A 16679-nucleotide genomic window follows, 5' to 3' on the forward strand; every position below is an offset into this window, starting at 1 on the left:
ACTCTATTTCCGTATTTGATTTATAAATTGCTGACATAAACAGACCAGCTCCGGCTGCGAGAGATAGTCCATATGACCGCAGGGTATGCGCTCGTCCGCCTGGTGAAACCAAAGGCGAGAAATCCAGTCTTGCTGCCCCTGAACCAAAAGATGATGGCAGTCAGGACGCTGACGAGCCACCGGGCCGTAAGCAAAAATACTCACGCGAGACAGGACTGAGGACGGCAGGTGAAGATTATTAAAGAGTTCCAATCCACAGCTTCCGGAAAGTAACAGCGTGTGATCCGCCGATTCCAGCAACGCAATCGCAATGTTTCGATAGCGCTCGCCAAACGCTGCCCTGCGAGAAGTGAGGTAGTCCCGCGCATTGCTGCAACTTGCACGCAATAAACCCGTATCACACCATGGCTGGGTTTGAGGTATCCAGGGGAAATTTTCAGTGACAGGCATGGCCCCTTCCGTCAGCAAAGACTGGAGGAACAAACTCTGCACCGGGCTGAGCGCAAGGTTGCCGGGACGGCTTCTTCCCGTGATAAAAGCGATGTTAAGTCGCATGCCGGTCACAATGAGCTGAAGCGGTCATTACTGAAAACGCGATAGCGACGCGAACGCCAGTGAATATTCCGGTTGAACAAGGCATGAATTAAATGCACAGGCTGCAACAGCTCTGATAACACCGACATCACCGGCCTTGCGGAAATAGTCTCTGACACTAAACGCTGTATACGGCGCAAGGCAACGTGGCGAACGAGAAGGACCACCGCCAGTAACACGCAATTTATCCCCCCACTGAATGCGAGCACCACCATCGCCCAAAGCAGTAACGGATGTAAACCCTGAAGAAGAAAGATTGCCAGATTCGTACCAGCAGGCTTCTCACGCATCAACAATGTGGCGAACAAAAACCAGCGGTGCATCTGACGAAAATACCGTCTGACGTCAGGTACGCTGGTTTGTACGCTCACAGGCGCGACAGACTGTACGATGTTTACCCCTTGCTGAGTAAGAAGCGTTGCCAGTGCGAGATCATCGGTCAGATGTCGAAGGATGGGCGAAAATCCCCCCACGCTTTCCAGCACACGTAAAGGTAACAGGTAGCACATGCCATTTAGCGTTAACGGTCTGACAAAAGGCAGCAACGGCAGATACGTCAGCGCTGAGTTATCATTAACAAATTGTGCCAGCAGTCGCGACGGTAAGTTGTCGGTAGCCACATACCAGGGTAGCGCGGTGACAAGCGAATGATCATCAAGCGCGGCAAGCATCGTGTTCAGCGATGTCGCCGTCAGTACCGCATCGTCATCTAAAATCAGAACCGTCAGGGTCTTAACCTGCTTTCTTCCTTGCTCAAGCTTATATAACTTTGGATTTATCCCTTCCGGCGCTTCAGGGTATGCGCAGATATGAATAGCGCTCTGAGGGTAACGCGCCTGCAACCGCTGCGTTACCCTTGCGGCCTCCGCGTCGTCCACGTCAGTCAGCCAAAGAAACGTTGCGCCAGGCAAATTTTGAAGACTCGCGGCCAGCACCGTCTCTAACGCAGGATCACCGCTGAGTATGGGTTGCATGACCGTAATGTCGCTGAAAGAGCAAGAGTTGTTATCCCTTGTGGCTGTAAGCATTTTCTGCGTGATACAGACTTTGAAAAGCAGAATGGCCAGCCATGCTATTGCGATAATTAACACAGGCGCTCTTCCTTGAGTTGTTGTAAAAACGTGCGCAGGCTGACGTCAAAATCCATTGATGGTGGACCAAAGTCATCCAGCATACGCGTAACATTCAGGGTGTTAGTGTAGCCAAAAACGGCAACGCCAAAACGGGTAATCGGCGGTTCTCCCGGCAACGGCAGCCAGCGCCACAGCCTCTCAAGTATGCCAGCAAAACACATCGCAGTTCCCAGGCGCACGGTTTTATGCGGTTGAGGCAAACCCAACTGCTGCAAAACTTCACATAACAGCCGATGGATTTCGACAGATTGACTGGCGGAGATGTTATAGCACGGGCGGAGGTGACTGCGTTTCACAGCACGCATCAGGTAATCCCCTAGCACATCGACGTGCATAATGTCGGCCTGCACTTTTACACCGCGGCTAAGGATAGAGGGCAGCTTTCCTTTTTTAGCCGCAGCCAACAGAGGCGGTAAGAGCAAGCGATCGCCCTCACCAAATACGGCACAAGGGCGAAAAATGGTTTTCTCACCCTGATACGTCTCAACAAGGCACTCTGCCTGACGTTTTGTGCGCCCATATTGGCTGCTAAATTCGGGGCCGATAGCATCACATTCACGCAGTCCTGGCTGGTGCGCAAAACGGTAGTAAACCGCCGCGCTTGAAATAAATATGAGTCGTGGAAAGCCACGATGACGGCAAAAATCGATAACATGCCGGGTCGTCTCAACGTTATCCCGGTAATAATCGTGCTCACTACCCCAGGGCGAAGTCCTTCCTGCCGCGTGAATAACCACATCGGGTACGACATCTAGCGTATGAAGCTGGTCTAACCCAAGTGCGAAATACTCAACTGATGCGGGCAACGCGACATGTTCACGGCGCCCGACGCCGCACAGCGAAACGCCGTCAGTAGCGGCAAAACGCCGGATAAAAGCCCCGCCAATGAAACCCGATGCTCCGGTTACCATAATCTTCACGACCATTCTCCATGTCGCTCAGGGCGTTCACCCATGCGCCTGAGAAAACGCTGCTGGAGAGACATTAAATCGGCGAGGGTGAGCCGCCGATAATCCAGCCCTTCTCGCGCGGCGACATCCTCGATGATTCGGCTCAACTGAGGATAATGGCGATGACTCCAGTGCGGGAAAAGATGGTGAGTCAGATGAAGATTGAGGCCACCCAGCCAGTACCCCATGAACGCGGGCCGTGTCGACCAGTCAAAGGTCGTTGCAAAGGTATGGGAAAGCCTGCCTTGAGCCATTTTGCCCCCGTCAGGGGGGAGCTGAGCGCTGCCCTTTGCCCAGTGCGTCCCGATGACGAGCATGACGAATATCAGAGAAGAGATCATCTGACAGAGCATATAGGTCAACAAAATTGAACCGGCGCTAAATCTGTCGGCCAACAACCACATGGGTAACACGAGGCTGAACGCTGCGTGCAAGGCTTTACCCGTCAAAAAAAACGTCCAGCCGATAATACCCTGCTGCGCCAGATGAGGCGTCACCGGTGTATATCCCCCTCTGTCGAGCCAGTCAACAATCCAGATATACCAGGGGAAGGTTAATGCGGCGACCAACGGCCAGTAGTAGCGCTGCGCCCGCATAAAGGGGCGCCAGCGCTGCCAGGGCGTCTGGCGCATAAGACCATTTTCTGCGGTGTCCGGATCGTAACATTCTATGTTGGTGAATCCATGATGAAATCTGACATGGCGAACGCGCCAGCAATCGGGATCCAGGCCGAGTGGGATAGCGACAATACGGTTTACCCACGCGTTAGCTTTTTTACCTTTCAGAAAGGCATTATGAGACGCATCATGCACGACGTTCACGGTCAGCAACATCGCGAAAACGATGGCGGCAAAATACCATGAAAAATACAGGGGCAGGTCACTCTGATGAAGCGCTAACGCATAACTTCCAATACAACCACCAGCCAGCATCACTGTTTTAACCAGCATTCGGCCATCTGCATAGCGATGATCGCCCCGTTCTGTTAACAACGCGCGTGTTTCGCTGTGAAGTGCTGCAACCAGCCCGGGGGGATCGGCGGGAAAGGTCAACCGCTTGTCAGGATTAAATTGGTTCACTTATCCCCCTTTTTGTCCTGCGCCCAAGGCCATAGGTGAGTGCAATACCGTGTGCGGCCAGTGCCGCCATAACTGCAACCCAATAGACGTGATTCCAGCCCCAGTACCCCAAGAAAAGCAGCGGTAAAGCGAGCGTGACCAGACACCACATCATCACTCCCCAGCGCTGACCCTCACTGATCCCACCCAATGCGACAGAGCCAGCTGCCAGCAATATAAACAACAGAGACTGCGCAGCACCCACGTTATCTATACTGTATCCGTAGCGCTGGATGTAGCCCAGAACGAGCGCAAACAACAGAATAGCCCCGACACCTGTCATTAATATCGAACAGTCAAACTGGCGATGTCGGAGGCGAACCGTTTTCAAAATACCTGCCATTTGCAAAAAAGGAAGATTACTTTCCTGCATCGGGTTTAACGATGGCTTTCTGCCTTTTACCCCATAGGTCGACTTCTCCTGCGAGGGCATCTCGCAGAACGTACCGAATAATTTATCCCAGAAAATAAAGGTGCCACCGTAGTTGGTATCGGCATAGCGCTTATTATTAAGGTGATGAACGCGATGATGTGTCGGGGTAACAAATACCTTTTCCAGCCACCCCAGCGTTGGCGTTAATGCGTTATGGTTAAAAAACTGAATGCTGTAATGCACGATGGAAACCGCCAGAAAGACACTCAGCGGTACGCCAGCCAGCGCTAACACCAAAAAGAAAGGGATTGACGTTAATGACGAGTACCAGGAATTTCGCACCCCCAACGACAGGTTATAGTTCTCCCCCTGATGGTGAACAACGTGAACAGCCCACAGTAGCCGAAGCTGGTGATGGAGACGATGAAGCCAGTAGAAACCAACGTCCCATGCTAACAATGTAAAGAGCCATAACCCGACGGCAGACCATCCCTCAAAAAGATTCAGGCTAAAGTGTTCCAGCACAAATCCGTAGCAAAGCACCTCCAGGCACCGGAAAAACCACAGCATAATGTGCCCGGAATTGAGATTGAAAATGATATCGAGCCAGTCAATATTCTGCCGCCGTGTGAACTGAAGAATACAGGCCTCAGCACACACGAAAAACAGCATAAAAAGAACGGGAAACAGGAGTTCACTCACCGGGTATTCCTTTATATTTTTGTCTGCGCACGTCCAGATGCTCTGCCAGCCATACACTGGCCCCTGCCAGCAAAACACCCGCCATTAAATCAATAAACAGATGTCTTCTCAGCTGAAGGATAGAGTAGGCAATAGCACACGCCCAGATGACGCTTGCAACCGCCATCCAGCGTAAACGCCCTGCCGCTATCGCCCAGACGGCGAGTGCCGTCAGCGCAGCGTGCAAAGAGGGAAAGCAATTTTGACGGGAGTCGACAGAGACCAGCCACCCCAAGACTCTGGAAGAAACACCCTCTCCTGCCAGCGTGGGATACACCATGGTGGTCGGCCATAACAGATATATGATGCCTGCCCCCAGCGCCGAAAATTGCATGGACCGGGCAAGCCACCGCACTCGGTCATACGGCGTTAATAAATATCCCAACGGGACAATCAAGAAAAAGGACAAGTAGAGCCACACCGCATCAGGCGAAAAGGGAATTAACGCGTCAACCCGTAGTGGGGTTAAACGATAACCTTCACCCTGTAACCTGTCGCAAAGCGAATAAACGACCCCGACCGACCCCCACCCCACTAGCATCTGCTTGAGGCGTTGCAGAAACTCACTCATTCCTTTCCCCATTCACGGACTATGCGCCGTCGTTTTGCGTCAAAGTTCGGTGATACGCTTCGGGACTGCAGCGCCCATACCAGCCGGGAAGTGTCTATTCCCTGTAACGTAAACAGCTCATTCAGCGCGTCGCGGCAGTGAGGAAGTATTGCTGCGTCACAATCCGCGGTAAGACACAGTCTCTCTGCTTCTGTTTGTACCAGGCGATAGTCTGCGGTAAGTGGGAGCGTGACGGCCAGCACGCGGCTGCAGGGGTCGGCAAAAATAACCTGCGGTTTGCCCGTGCTATCCGGGAGAAGGAGTTGATCGTCCTGTCGACCCTCAATACGCTCAATCGCGCGCGCCGCACTTCCACACGGGCACCGCGCCTCGCGGGCAACCAGTATGTCATCAAGGCGGTAACGGACGATGGGCTGCGTGCTGCGGGTGAAATCGGTGATAACAGGCGTAAAGCGCTTCTCATCCAGCCAGTGGGGCTCGACGTGAATAAACTCCTCGTTCAGATGTAACGTCCCAAAAGAACAGGTTGAAGCTAAAAAACCCTCTGTTGCCTGATAGATTTCACCCACGCTACCAAATACCTGGTGGATAAGTGCCCTGTCCTGTTCCTCCAGAACTTCGGCGACAGAAATCACCTTTTTGACATTCAGCTGCAGCGTTCCGTCCAGTACCGCCAGCGCCAGCGCACGTAATACCTGTGCGGGGGCAACAATGATCGTCGGGGAAAACCGTTCTACATGGCGCAATTGCGGCTGAAACGGCGCCAGTAAATCGTAAAATTCCAGGCTCAACCAGCGGCTGCTCACACTCTGGTAAAGGTTATTATTTGCCCTCAGAAACAGTGCAACCCGTTCCCGGGCAAAAAGACCGTCCGGTAAGGCCCTTGCAAGAATACCTGCCGCCCAAATTTGCTGCTCCTTCGGACTGACAACAAATAACCCGCGCCTGCCGGAAGTACCTGATGACAGGCCCACGCTAAATCGGCCTATTTTCGGACTGAAGTCCCGGTTTTGTTCACTTTTCAGCGCGCAGGCCATCAGCGCGTCACGCTTAAGACCTTCAGTGTTCATCTCATCGAAATGCGTCATCATCAGCGCCTTGTCCATCAGCGGCCACTGTCCGAACGGCACCGCGCGAAATCGCTGAAACCATGGGCTTTTCGATAACACGTTCCGCCTGAAGTGATGCAGTTTTTTTTCCTGCCATCTCTCCAGTTTTGCACGTTCGGTAAAACGCCGTCTGCGGGTGCAGAAATAGCGCCACATCAACATAATGAGGTTCACAAATCGCCCTCATGACACAGACGAATATCCACTTTACCGTTTTTCCAGAGTTGATTGAGTTGCCGGAGCGTCTGGTAATAAGCAGAGGGATCGGACATCACCAGACTGGCAAGCCGTGAAGGACCGCGCATCTCCCGGTAATTGTCAGGAGACCAGGCCGCATCTGCGGCCAAAAGTGTCCAGCCGTCCTCTGTCAGTACGAATGCGCCGAAGTGTCCGGCTGCATGGCCTGCAAGCGGGATCAAAATAATTTCGCCCTGACTGTGCGGCAAAACATAGCCCCGCTCAAACGGAGCAAGCGCCTCGGGCAGCCTCAGGGTTTCGAAACCTTCAATGAAGCGCAATGACGACTCAAACTCGGAGGGGAAAAGTCCTGGCACAAATGCCTGACGCAGGGCGGCAAATCCTCTCAGCGCTCTCACCTGCTGCCAGCCCTCACCAGAACAAATACAGCTAACATCGGGGAAATCACGCAGCCCTGCGACGTGATCGGCATGGAAGTGCGACAAGATAATCGCATCGATATCGCCCCCGACCAGGCCTTGTGAGTAAAGCTGTTGAGCCAGGGACTGTTTGGGGTCGAAATAGACCGGCGTGACTTGCCGGTAAATGCGAAAAATGCCCGAGCGCGTGTAGTGTTCAAACCAGGAGGAATAGCCGGTATCCCATAGCCATCGGTGTGAACCGACTTCCAGGAGCCAGGCTCGAGAGGGAAATTTGCACACCCTGAGACCAGCGCCTTTTAGAGCCATGCAGCCGATATGGGTGCAATATCCTGTTTCAAACGCGGTAATCTTTGCCATTCGTCCTCAGCCATTCTCCCGTTAGCGCGATGCCTTCTGCCATTGAAAAGCGAGGGGTATAGCCCAACTCCTCTACGGCTTTTTTAGCGCTCAGCGTCATATCGAAACAAACCGTTCCCGCACTGTAACGGGTGACGGGAGGTTCCTTATTGATGCACTTTCCGACTAATTCCATGCCACGCGCGGCCAGTGACACCACCGGCCAGGGAATTGACCGGATCTGATAGCGTAACCCCAGTTGCTGACGCAGCAACGCGTCAAGCATATCAACCAGCCGCTGCGGCTGGTGATTGGTCACGTTATAGATGCTGCCGGAATAAAGAGGCTGGCCCAAGGTTGCACGTTCCATAGCAAAGACCACGTTTTGTACGAAGGTCAAATCCAGAAGCGCTTCTCCTCCCCTGGGCAGGCGCAGTACCCCTCCGTCCTGATGGAGCTGACGCAGCAGGCGAGGAACGATCACCTTATCATGGGGACCGAAAAGCCCACGCGGGCGCAAAATGATGAACGTTGTCGCGCTGAAGTTTGCCACCGCATCTTCAATGATGCGTTCGGCTGCCCGTTTGCTGCTGGCATAGTGGCTGGAAAATGTGTTCGCCAGGTAGGTTTCCGGAAGATCGTAGTGATGCTGAAAATCGAAGTAGACCGCAGGGGTAGAAATGTGGACAAAACGCGGAATGCCCGCGGTGCCCGCTGCCATCGCCAGTTTTTGTGTTGCAATGACGTTAGCCTGCCAGAAAGCGTCCCTCCCTCCCCAGGGAGAAGATTTCGCTGCGCAGTGCCACACGGCATCGCACCCCTCCATAAGCCTGGCGCATTGGTCCAGAGATGCCAGGGACAAGTCGAGTGGGATAAACGTCGCGCCCACATGCTTTAAATGTGCACCTTCGACCGGATTACGGCCCGTCGCCACTACGCTAAAGCCACGTTCCAGCAAATAGTGGACAGCGTTACGCCCCAGCCCGCTGGTTGCCCCTGTCACCAGGATCTTCATGGCATAAGTACCATGCCAGCCAGCGTCAGGCCTGCTGCAGTACCAATAAGCATCGCGGGTTTTCCCGGCGTGAAACGACCATGGGTTACCGCTTCATGCAGCGCCGTAGGGATGGAGGCGGCCACCTGGTTGCCGTAGTGACGGTAAACATCAATTAAGATGGATTCAGGGACGCCCAGCCGCTTACGCATGTGTTCAAGAGAAAGATGGCTGGCCTGATGCGGAATGACGGTACCGATATCCGACAGTTGCAGACCGCATTTTCCCAGCAGCCGCGCGAAGTAGTCATCAATCAGCGAAGAGGCATACCGGAACAGCGCCTTACCCTGCATATGGAACATAAAATCACTGTCGCTCATGCCCGCTCTTGGGTTGCGACGCGTTCCTCCCGCACGGATTTCACAGAGTTCGCTGCCATCCGGGTACATCTCGATCAGGCTGGTGATAATCCCACTGTTGCCGTCACCACGCTCCACGATCGCACACGCCGCACCATCACCGAAAATCAACGAAGACTCTTCGTGACTCCAGTCAATGCCGCGCGATGCTAAATCAGCTGAAACAATGGCGATGCGACGATATGCGCCTGTATTCAATAAACCTGCGGCAACTTCTAAAGCGGAAATAAAGCTGACACAGCTGCTGTTAATATCAAACCCCGCCAAACCCGCGGGCATACCCGCCGCCTTGATAATATGAACCGCACTGCAGGGAAGCGCTTGTATGGCAATAGCCGATGCACAAATTAACAGGTCTATGGAAGCAGGTGATATCGTTCCGGCATGTAGCGCGTTATGTAGCGCCTGTGCGGCCAGCCCGGCCTGGCTGGCGGTGTGAGAAGCGTGGTAGCGGGTAAGAATACCGGACCGTTTTTCAACGTAGCCTGGCGATTTTCCTAACCATGAATCCAGATCGCTGGATGTCAGTCTTTCAGCAGGCAAGGCAATGCCTGTTGAGATAATTTTTATTGCGGCCGAAATTTCCGGCTCTGTTGATTGACCCACACCAGTGCTCCCTTCACTAGCTAATCCAACCGCTAATAATATAGGAGCCCCTTCTTTACACAATCTGAAATTAACGGGAGCGTCCTGCTCCCGTGTCGGTTTTCAGCAAATTAGCGACGGGCGCGAACAATCTGATATTTGCGCGTCAGATACTCCACCGGTGCGCTCCAGATATGCACCAGACGAGAGAACGGGAACAGCACAAACAGCGTCATCCCGAGCACCAGGTGCACGCGGAAGATAAACGCCACACCGTCAAGGTGCTCAGACGCACCACCGTGGAAAGTCACCACAGACTGCGCCCAGCCGACCAGCTTCATCATTTCGCTGCCATCCATATGCTGAGCCGAGAACGGAATGGTCAGCAGACCCAGCGCACACTGCACCATCAACAGGGACAAAATCAGAATGTCCGCGCCGGTGGTGGTCGCGCGAACGCGCGGGCTGAACAGGCGGCGTTTGAGCAGCAGTAAACCGCCCACCAGCGTCATCACGCCGCAGGCACCGCCGGCAATCATCGCCATTTTCTGCTTCACCTCAATCGGCAGGAATGACTCATACATCCAGTGCGGCGTCAGCATTCCGAGGAAGTGACCCGCAAAAATCCCCAGGATCCCGATGTGGAACAGGTTAGAAGCCAGGTTCATCCCTTTGCGATCGAGCATCTGGCTGGAGGCAGCACGCCAGGTGTACTGGCCGTAGTCATAACGCAGCCAGCTTCCCACCAGGAACACGGTGCCCGCGATATACGGGTAAATGTCAAAGAAGAACATATTCAGGAAGTGCATTATTGCTGTCCTCCGTTAGAGATATTCAAATATTGCGGGGCAACGGCTCCGGCAAAACGACGTTGGTGAGCAGAGATTTCAGACTCACCGCAGTTCTGATCAGCCATGAATTTCACCTGCTCCTCCTCCCAGACCGCATCCAGCGCCTGTGGCGTATCATCGCGGGCTTCATCGGCGATCTTCTCCGCAACTTTTTCACTGTCGACCGATGCATTGGCCAGTTTCACCAGCAGGTCGAACAGCACCGCGTAACGGCTCTCGCGCTGCTGAAGTCGTGCGCCGAGCAACGCCAGGATCGGCGCGATGTCCTGCAGCCCCCCCAGCGCCTCCTCTTTAGGCAACTGCGCCAGATACTCAAGGTAGAGCGGCAGGTGGTCCGGCAGCTCGCGGCTGTCGAGCTGCAGGCCGTGTTGCTCGTACTGTCCCATCAGGTCAACCATCGCCTGACCGCGGTCACGTGACTCACCGTGAACATGTTCGAACAGCAGCAGCGACGTCGCGCGTCCGCGGTCAAACAGCTGGCTGTAATCCGCCTGCGCATCCAGTAAATCGCGCGCTAACAGGTCCCGGAGGAAAACGGTCAGTGTCTGGGCATCCTCTTTCTCAAGATTTTCAGATGACGCGAGTGCATCAAAGAGCTCCTGCTGATGCTGCGCAAGCGCAGCATCCGGGTACTCGAGCAGACGCGAAACAATGACAAGTTCAATCATTGGTGCGGCTCCGTTTTGCTCGTCACATCCAGGGCATCAATGCGGCGGCTGTTGAAGAGATTGAATTTCGTGTCTGAACCGTGGCATCCATCGCCAAAGGTAAAGCCACAGCCATTTTTCTCCGGGAAGGCTTCGCGAGCCAGTTCTCGGTGGCTGCTCGGCACCACGAAACGGTCTTCGTAATTGGCAATCGCCAGGTAACGGTACATCTCCTGCGCCTGGGCTTCGGTCAGACCTACCGCTTCCAGTGCACGGGTATCGTTAACACCGTCAACGGTTTCAGCGCGTTTGAAGTGGCGCATCGCCAGCATACGTTTCAGCGCCAGCAGGACCGGCTGGGTATCCCCTGCGGTTAACAGGTTTGCCAGATACTGAACCGGGATACGCAGGCTTTCCACGTCTGGCAGAATGCCGTTGCTGCCCAGCTCACCCGCATCCGCAGCAGACTGGATCGGAGACAGCGGCGGCACGTACCAGACCATCGGCAGCGTGCGGTATTCCGGATGCAGCGGCAGCGCCAGCTTCCAGTCCATCGCCATTTTGTACACCGGAGACTGCTGCGCCGCGTCAATCACGCTCTGCGGAATGCCGTCTTTCAGCGCCTGCTCAATCACTTTCGGATCGTTAGGATCAAGGAAAACGTCCAGCTGACGCTGATAGAGATCTTTCTCGTTCTCGGTGCTGGCTGCATTTTCAATCGCGTCCGCGTCGTACAGCAGCACGCCGAGGTAACGAATACGGCCCACGCAGCTCTCAGAGCAGACGGTTGGCATACCGGCTTCAATACGCGGATAGCAGAAGATGCACTTCTCAGACTTGCCGCTCTTCCAGTTGAAGTAGATTTTTTTGTACGGGCAACCGGTAATACACATACGCCAGCCGCGGCACTTGTCCTGGTCGATCAGCACAATGCCATCTTCTTCACGCTTATAGATGGCTCCGCTCGGACAGGTCGCCACGCACGCCGGGTTAAGGCAGTGCTCGCACAGACGCGGCAGATACATCATGAAGGTGTTTTCGAACTGGCCGTACATCGCCTTCTGCATGTTCTCGAAGTTCTGGTCTTTGCCGCGTTTTTCGAACTCGCCGCCCAGAATCTCTTCCCAGTTTGGACCGCTGGTGATCTTATCCATACGCTGTCCGGTAATGAGCGAGCGTGGACGTGCGATCGGCTGATGTTTGCTTTCCGGCGCGTTGTGCAGGTTCTGGTAGTCGTAATCAAACGGCTCGTAGTAATCATCGATGCCCGGCAGATGCGGGTTGGCGAAGATTTTACCGAGCAGCATCGCACGGTTACCCATGCGCGGCTGCAGTTTACCGTTGATTTTACGGATCCAGCCGCCCTTCCATTTCTCCTGGTTTTCCCAGTCGGTCGGGAAGCCTGTGCCGGGTTTACTTTCCACGTTATTGAACCACGCGTACTCCATCCCTTCGCGGCTGGTCCAGACGTTTTTACAGGTGACTGAGCAGGTATGACAGCCGATGCATTTATCCAGATTCAGCACCATGCCGACTTGTGAACGAATTTTCATTTTACGCTCTCCTGTACCTGGTCATTACCTTCGCCGTCTAACCAGTTAATATTCTTCATCTTACGTACCACCACGAACTCATCGCGGTTAGATCCTACCGTGCCGTAGTAGTTAAAGCCGTAGGCCAGCTGCGCATAGCCGCCGATCATGTGCGTCGGTTTTGGCGTAATACGGGTCACGGAGTTGTGAATGCCGCCGCGCTGCTCGGTGATTTCAGAACCCGGCAGGTTAACGATACGTTCCTGCGCGTGGTACATCATGGTCATCCCGGCCGGGACACGCTGGCTGACAACCGCACGCGCCGTCAGCGCACCGTTGCTGTTGAACACTTCGATCCAGTCGTTATCTTCAATGCCCAGATCTTTGGCGTCCGTCTCGCTCATCCACACAATCGGGCCACCGCGGGACAACGTCAGCATCAGCAGGTTGTCGCTGTAGGTGGAGTGAATGCCCCACTTCTGGTGCGGCGTCAGGAAGTTCAGCGCCTTCTCCGGGTTACCGTTCGATTTCGTACCCATTACCGCTTTCACGGAGCGGGTATCGATTGGCGGACGATAAACCAGCAGGCTCTCACCGAAGTCGCGCATCCACTGGTGATCCTGATACAGGGACTGACGACCGGACAGGGTACGCCATGGGATCAGTTCGTGAACGTTGGTGTAGCCAGCGTTGTAGGAGACGTGTTCATCTTCCAGGCCAGACCAGGTCGGGCTGGAGATAATTTTGCGCGGCTGAGCCTGAATATCGCGGAAGCGGATCTTCTCTTCCTCTTTATTCGTCGCCAGATGGGTATGATCGCGACCGGTAAACTCACTCAGTGCCGCCCATGCTTTCACCGCCACGTGACCGTTGGTTTCCGGTGCCAGAGTCAGGATCATTTCTGCAGCATCAATGGCCGTGTTCAGCATTGGCTGGCCTTTGGCCGGGCCGTCTGCTTTGGTGTAATTGAGCTTACGCAGCAGGTCCATTTCGCTCTGGGTATTCCACGCAATCCCTTTACCCCCGTTACCGATTTTTTCCATCAGCGGGCCGATAGAGGTAAAGCGTTCGTACGTTGCCGGGTAGTCACGTTCAACGGGAATAATGTGCGGCGCAGTCACACCCGGGATCAGGTCGCACTCGCCTTTTTTCCAGTCCTTCACGTCCAGCGGCTGCGCCAGTTCGGCTGCAGAGTCGTGCTGAATCGGCAGGGTCACCACATCGGTCTCTTTGCCCAGATGTCCTACGCACACTTCGGAGAATTTCTTCGCGATATCTTTGTAGATATCCCAGTCGCTTTTGGATTCCCACGCCGGGTCAACGGCTGCAGACAGCGGATGAATAAACGGATGCATATCCGAGGTATTCATGTCGTCTTTTTCATACCAGGTGGCGGTTGGCAGCACGATATCGGAATACAGGCAGGTACTGGACAGACGGAAGTCCAGCGTCACAACCAGATCCAGCTTGCCGTCCAGACCGTTGTCTTTCCACTCCACTTCTTCTGGTTTCACGCCGCCCTGCTTGCCCAGATCTTTCCCCTGAATACCGTTTTCAGTACCCAGCAGATATTTCAGCATGTACTCGTGGCCTTTACCGGAGGAGCCCAGCAGGTTAGAGCGCCAGATAAACAGGTTACGCGGATGGTTTTTGCCGTTTTCAGGCTGCTCGGCCGCAAAGCGAATGGTGCCGTCTTTCAGTGCCTTGACGGTGTAATCCGCCGGGGTCATGCCCGCTTTCTTCGCCTCGTCGGCAATGCGCAGCGGGTTAGTCCCTAACTGAGGTGCAGACGGCAGCCAGCCCATGCGTTCAGCGCGGACGTTGAAGTCGATCAGGTGGCCGCTGTAGCGGGATTTATCCGCCATTGGCGACAGCAGTTCCTGGGCCGTTACCGTCTCGTAGCGCCACTGGCTGGAGTGGTTGTAGAAGTAAGACGTACTGTTCATATGACGCGCCGGACGCTGCCAGTCGAGGGCAAACGCCAGTGGCTGCCAGCCCGTCTGCGGACGCAGTTTTTCCTGGCCGACATAGTGCGCCCAGCCGCCGCCGCTTTGACCCACACAACCGCAGAAGATCAGCATGTTGATCAGGCCACGATAGTTCATATCAAGGTGATACCAGTGGTTCAGACCGGCACCAACAATGATCATTGAACGGCCATGCGTCTTGTCAGCATTTTCAGCGAATTCACGGGCGATACGGGTGATGTGTGCACGCGGCACGCCGGTGATCTGCTCTGCCCAGGCCGGGGTATACGCTTTGATGTCGTCGTAGCTGGTTGCGCAGTTTTCATCATTCAGGCCGCGCTCCAGGCCGTAGTTGGCCAGCGTCAGGTCATACACGGTGGTCACCAGCGCCGTCGACCCATCCGCCAGCTGCAGACGTTTAACCGGCAGCTTATGCATCAGGATGTTCTGCAGCTCAACTTTGTTGAAATGCTCGGACCCTTCGCCGCCGAAGTACGGGAAGCCCACATCAGCAATTTCGTCCTGGCTACCCAACATGCTCAGACGCAGTTCAGTCTCTTCACCGGTAGTACCGTTACGCTGCTCGAGGTTCCACTTGCCCTTCTCGCCCCAGCGGAAACCGATAGAGCCGTTGGGTGCCACCAGCTCGCCGTTATTGTTATAGGCGACCGTTTTCCACTCAGGATTGTTTTCCTGACCCAGCGCATCCACCAGATCGGCGGCACGCAGCGTACGGCCCGCTGCATAGTAGCCATCACGCTCTTCCAGCATGACCAGCATCGGCATGTCGGTATAGCGACGGACATAGTCAGTAAAGTACTGGCTGGGTTTATCGAGGTGGAACTCACGCAGCATCACGTGGCCCATCGCCAGCGCCATCGCGGAGTCGGTACCCTGTTTAGGGGCCAGCCACAGGTCGCACAGCTTGGCAATTTCCGCATAGTCCGGGGTTACCGCAACGGTTTTGGTGCCTTTGTAACGCACTTCCGTGAAGAAGTGGGCATCCGGCGTACGGGTCTGTGGAACGTTAGAGCCCCAGGCAATAATGTAGCTAGAGTTGTACCAGTCAGCGGATTCCGGCACGTCGGTCTGCTCGCCCCAGGTCTGCGGAGAGGCTGGCGGCAGGTCGCAGTACCAGTCGTAGAAGCTCAGACAGGTTCCGCCGATAAGCGACAGATAACGAGCACCTGAGGCGTAAGAGACCATCGACATCGCCGGGATAGGCGAGAAGCCCGCGACGCGGTCCGGTCCGTAGGTTTTGACGGTATAAACGTTAGAGGCAGCAATCAGTTCGTTGACCTCTTTCCAGGAAGAACGAACAAAGCCACCGCGACCGCGCGCCTGCTTAAAGCTTTTTGCTTTGTCGGCATCTTCGATAATGGATGCCCAGGCATCAACCGGATCGCTGTGCAGCACTTTCGCTTCACGCCACATTTTCATCAGGCGTTTGCGCATCAGAGGGTATTTCAGACGGTTGGCGCTGTACAGATACCAGGAGTAGCTTGCACCACGCGGGCAGCCACGAGGTTCGTGGTTTGGCATATCCGGACGGGTACGCGGATAGTCGGTCTGCTGCATTTCCCATGTCACCAGGCCGTTTTTAACGAAAATCTTCCAGCTACATGAGCCAGTGCAGTTCACGCCGTGGGTCGAACGGACGACTTTGTCATGCTGCCAGCGCTGACGGTAACCGTCTTCCCAGTCCCGGTTGGTCTCCAGAACCTGGCCGTGCCCATCGGCAAAAGTTTCACCCTTCTGTTTGAAGTAGCGAAACCGGTCCAAAAATTTGCTCATCGGGTATCTCCTGTGTGGAGCCTGTGGCTCTCTAAATCGACATTGCTGATTTGCAGCGAAGGTAACGCTCTGATAGATGGCGAGAATTGATAACGATCAAGGCGGAGAGGGAGTTTCAGGTGGGGTATTAGATCGGATACCACCAAAGCGGTAGATTTTTAATTTTCATAAGCCATTAATTTATAATGATATTTATAATTTATCGTACAAAAAGGAGGGCTAAATTTAACATCTCAGGTATTAAGGGGTAGACCGCCCTGTAAAGCGATGGCGATCACAGTGTTACCCGCAGGCATTGTTCCTCAAACGCCATCAGTATGTTGTAACTACTGTAGTGATAAAAAA

14 protein-coding genes are annotated in these 16679 nt (G+C 54.5%); all 14 read right to left on the reverse strand.

Features of this window, described 5'->3' with window-relative positions:
- Positions 1-3 precede the first annotated feature (3 nt).
- The 14 genes from AC2FAP_RS07525 to AC2FAP_RS07590 all read right to left on the reverse strand — a co-directional run bounded on the left by AC2FAP_RS07525 (position 4) and on the right by AC2FAP_RS07590 (position 16334).
- Positions 4-564 carry a hypothetical protein gene (locus AC2FAP_RS07525; protein WP_449541708.1) on the reverse strand — a complete coding sequence of 187 codons (561 nt, stop codon included), beginning with the start codon at positions 562-564 and terminating at the stop codon, positions 4-6.
- Entirely contained in the window at positions 561-1685 is a 1125-nt protein-coding gene (locus AC2FAP_RS07530) for a glycosyltransferase (protein ID WP_449541709.1), read from the reverse strand. Before AC2FAP_RS07530 ends, AC2FAP_RS07525 begins: the two co-directional genes overlap by 4 nt.
- The gene (locus AC2FAP_RS07535; protein WP_047955731.1) at positions 1679-2653 is read right to left on the reverse strand and encodes an NAD-dependent epimerase/dehydratase family protein; all 975 of its coding nucleotides are present in this window, start codon (positions 2651-2653) and stop codon (positions 1679-1681) included. Before AC2FAP_RS07535 ends, AC2FAP_RS07530 begins: the two co-directional genes overlap by 7 nt.
- Positions 2644-3756 (reverse strand): fatty acid desaturase family protein, encoded by a 1113-nt coding sequence (locus AC2FAP_RS07540; RefSeq protein ID WP_193162260.1) that lies wholly within the window; start codon positions 3754-3756, stop codon positions 2644-2646. The genes AC2FAP_RS07535 and AC2FAP_RS07540 overlap by 10 nt, the downstream gene beginning before the upstream one ends.
- Complete coding sequence (locus tag AC2FAP_RS07545) at positions 3743-4870, reverse strand: sterol desaturase family protein (RefSeq protein ID WP_333191592.1); 1128 nt, start codon at positions 4868-4870, stop codon at positions 3743-3745. The genes AC2FAP_RS07540 and AC2FAP_RS07545 overlap by 14 nt, the downstream gene beginning before the upstream one ends.
- The gene (locus AC2FAP_RS07550) at positions 4863-5480 is read right to left on the reverse strand and encodes a phosphatase PAP2 family protein (protein ID WP_449541710.1); all 618 of its coding nucleotides are present in this window, start codon (positions 5478-5480) and stop codon (positions 4863-4865) included. Before AC2FAP_RS07550 ends, AC2FAP_RS07545 begins: the two co-directional genes overlap by 8 nt.
- Positions 5477-6751, reverse strand: a complete 1275-nt coding sequence (locus AC2FAP_RS07555) for a F390 synthetase-related protein (protein ID WP_323133850.1) — start codon at positions 6749-6751, stop codon at positions 5477-5479. Before AC2FAP_RS07555 ends, AC2FAP_RS07550 begins: the two co-directional genes overlap by 4 nt.
- An 8-nt stretch (positions 6752-6759) precedes the next feature.
- The gene (locus AC2FAP_RS07560; RefSeq protein WP_449541711.1) at positions 6760-7566 is read right to left on the reverse strand and encodes an MBL fold metallo-hydrolase; all 807 of its coding nucleotides are present in this window, start codon (positions 7564-7566) and stop codon (positions 6760-6762) included.
- Positions 7544-8560, reverse strand: coding sequence for an NAD-dependent epimerase/dehydratase family protein (locus AC2FAP_RS07565; protein ID WP_047744780.1), 1017 nt, complete (start codon positions 8558-8560; stop codon positions 7544-7546). Before AC2FAP_RS07565 ends, AC2FAP_RS07560 begins: the two co-directional genes overlap by 23 nt.
- Positions 8557-9564 (reverse strand): 3-oxoacyl-[acyl-carrier-protein] synthase III C-terminal domain-containing protein, encoded by a 1008-nt coding sequence (locus AC2FAP_RS07570; protein ID WP_449541712.1) that lies wholly within the window; start codon positions 9562-9564, stop codon positions 8557-8559. The genes AC2FAP_RS07565 and AC2FAP_RS07570 overlap by 4 nt, the downstream gene beginning before the upstream one ends.
- 110 nt (positions 9565-9674) lie before the next feature.
- The gene (narI, locus tag AC2FAP_RS07575; RefSeq protein ID WP_014170469.1) at positions 9675-10352 is read right to left on the reverse strand and encodes a respiratory nitrate reductase subunit gamma; all 678 of its coding nucleotides are present in this window, start codon (positions 10350-10352) and stop codon (positions 9675-9677) included.
- On the reverse strand, positions 10352-11062 hold the full coding sequence (narJ, locus tag AC2FAP_RS07580) for a nitrate reductase molybdenum cofactor assembly chaperone (protein WP_449541713.1): 711 nt from the start codon (positions 11060-11062) through the stop codon (positions 10352-10354). The genes narI and narJ overlap by 1 nt, the downstream gene beginning before the upstream one ends.
- Positions 11059-12594, reverse strand: coding sequence for a nitrate reductase subunit beta (gene narH, locus AC2FAP_RS07585; protein ID WP_449541714.1), 1536 nt, complete (start codon positions 12592-12594; stop codon positions 11059-11061). The genes narJ and narH overlap by 4 nt, the downstream gene beginning before the upstream one ends.
- Complete coding sequence (locus AC2FAP_RS07590; RefSeq protein ID WP_025203923.1) at positions 12591-16334, reverse strand: nitrate reductase subunit alpha; 3744 nt, start codon at positions 16332-16334, stop codon at positions 12591-12593. Before AC2FAP_RS07590 ends, narH begins: the two co-directional genes overlap by 4 nt.
- Between the last annotated feature and the right edge of the window lie 345 nt (positions 16335-16679).

The sequence above is a fragment of the Enterobacter cloacae complex sp. 394I7 genome (genome assembly GCF_057320345.1).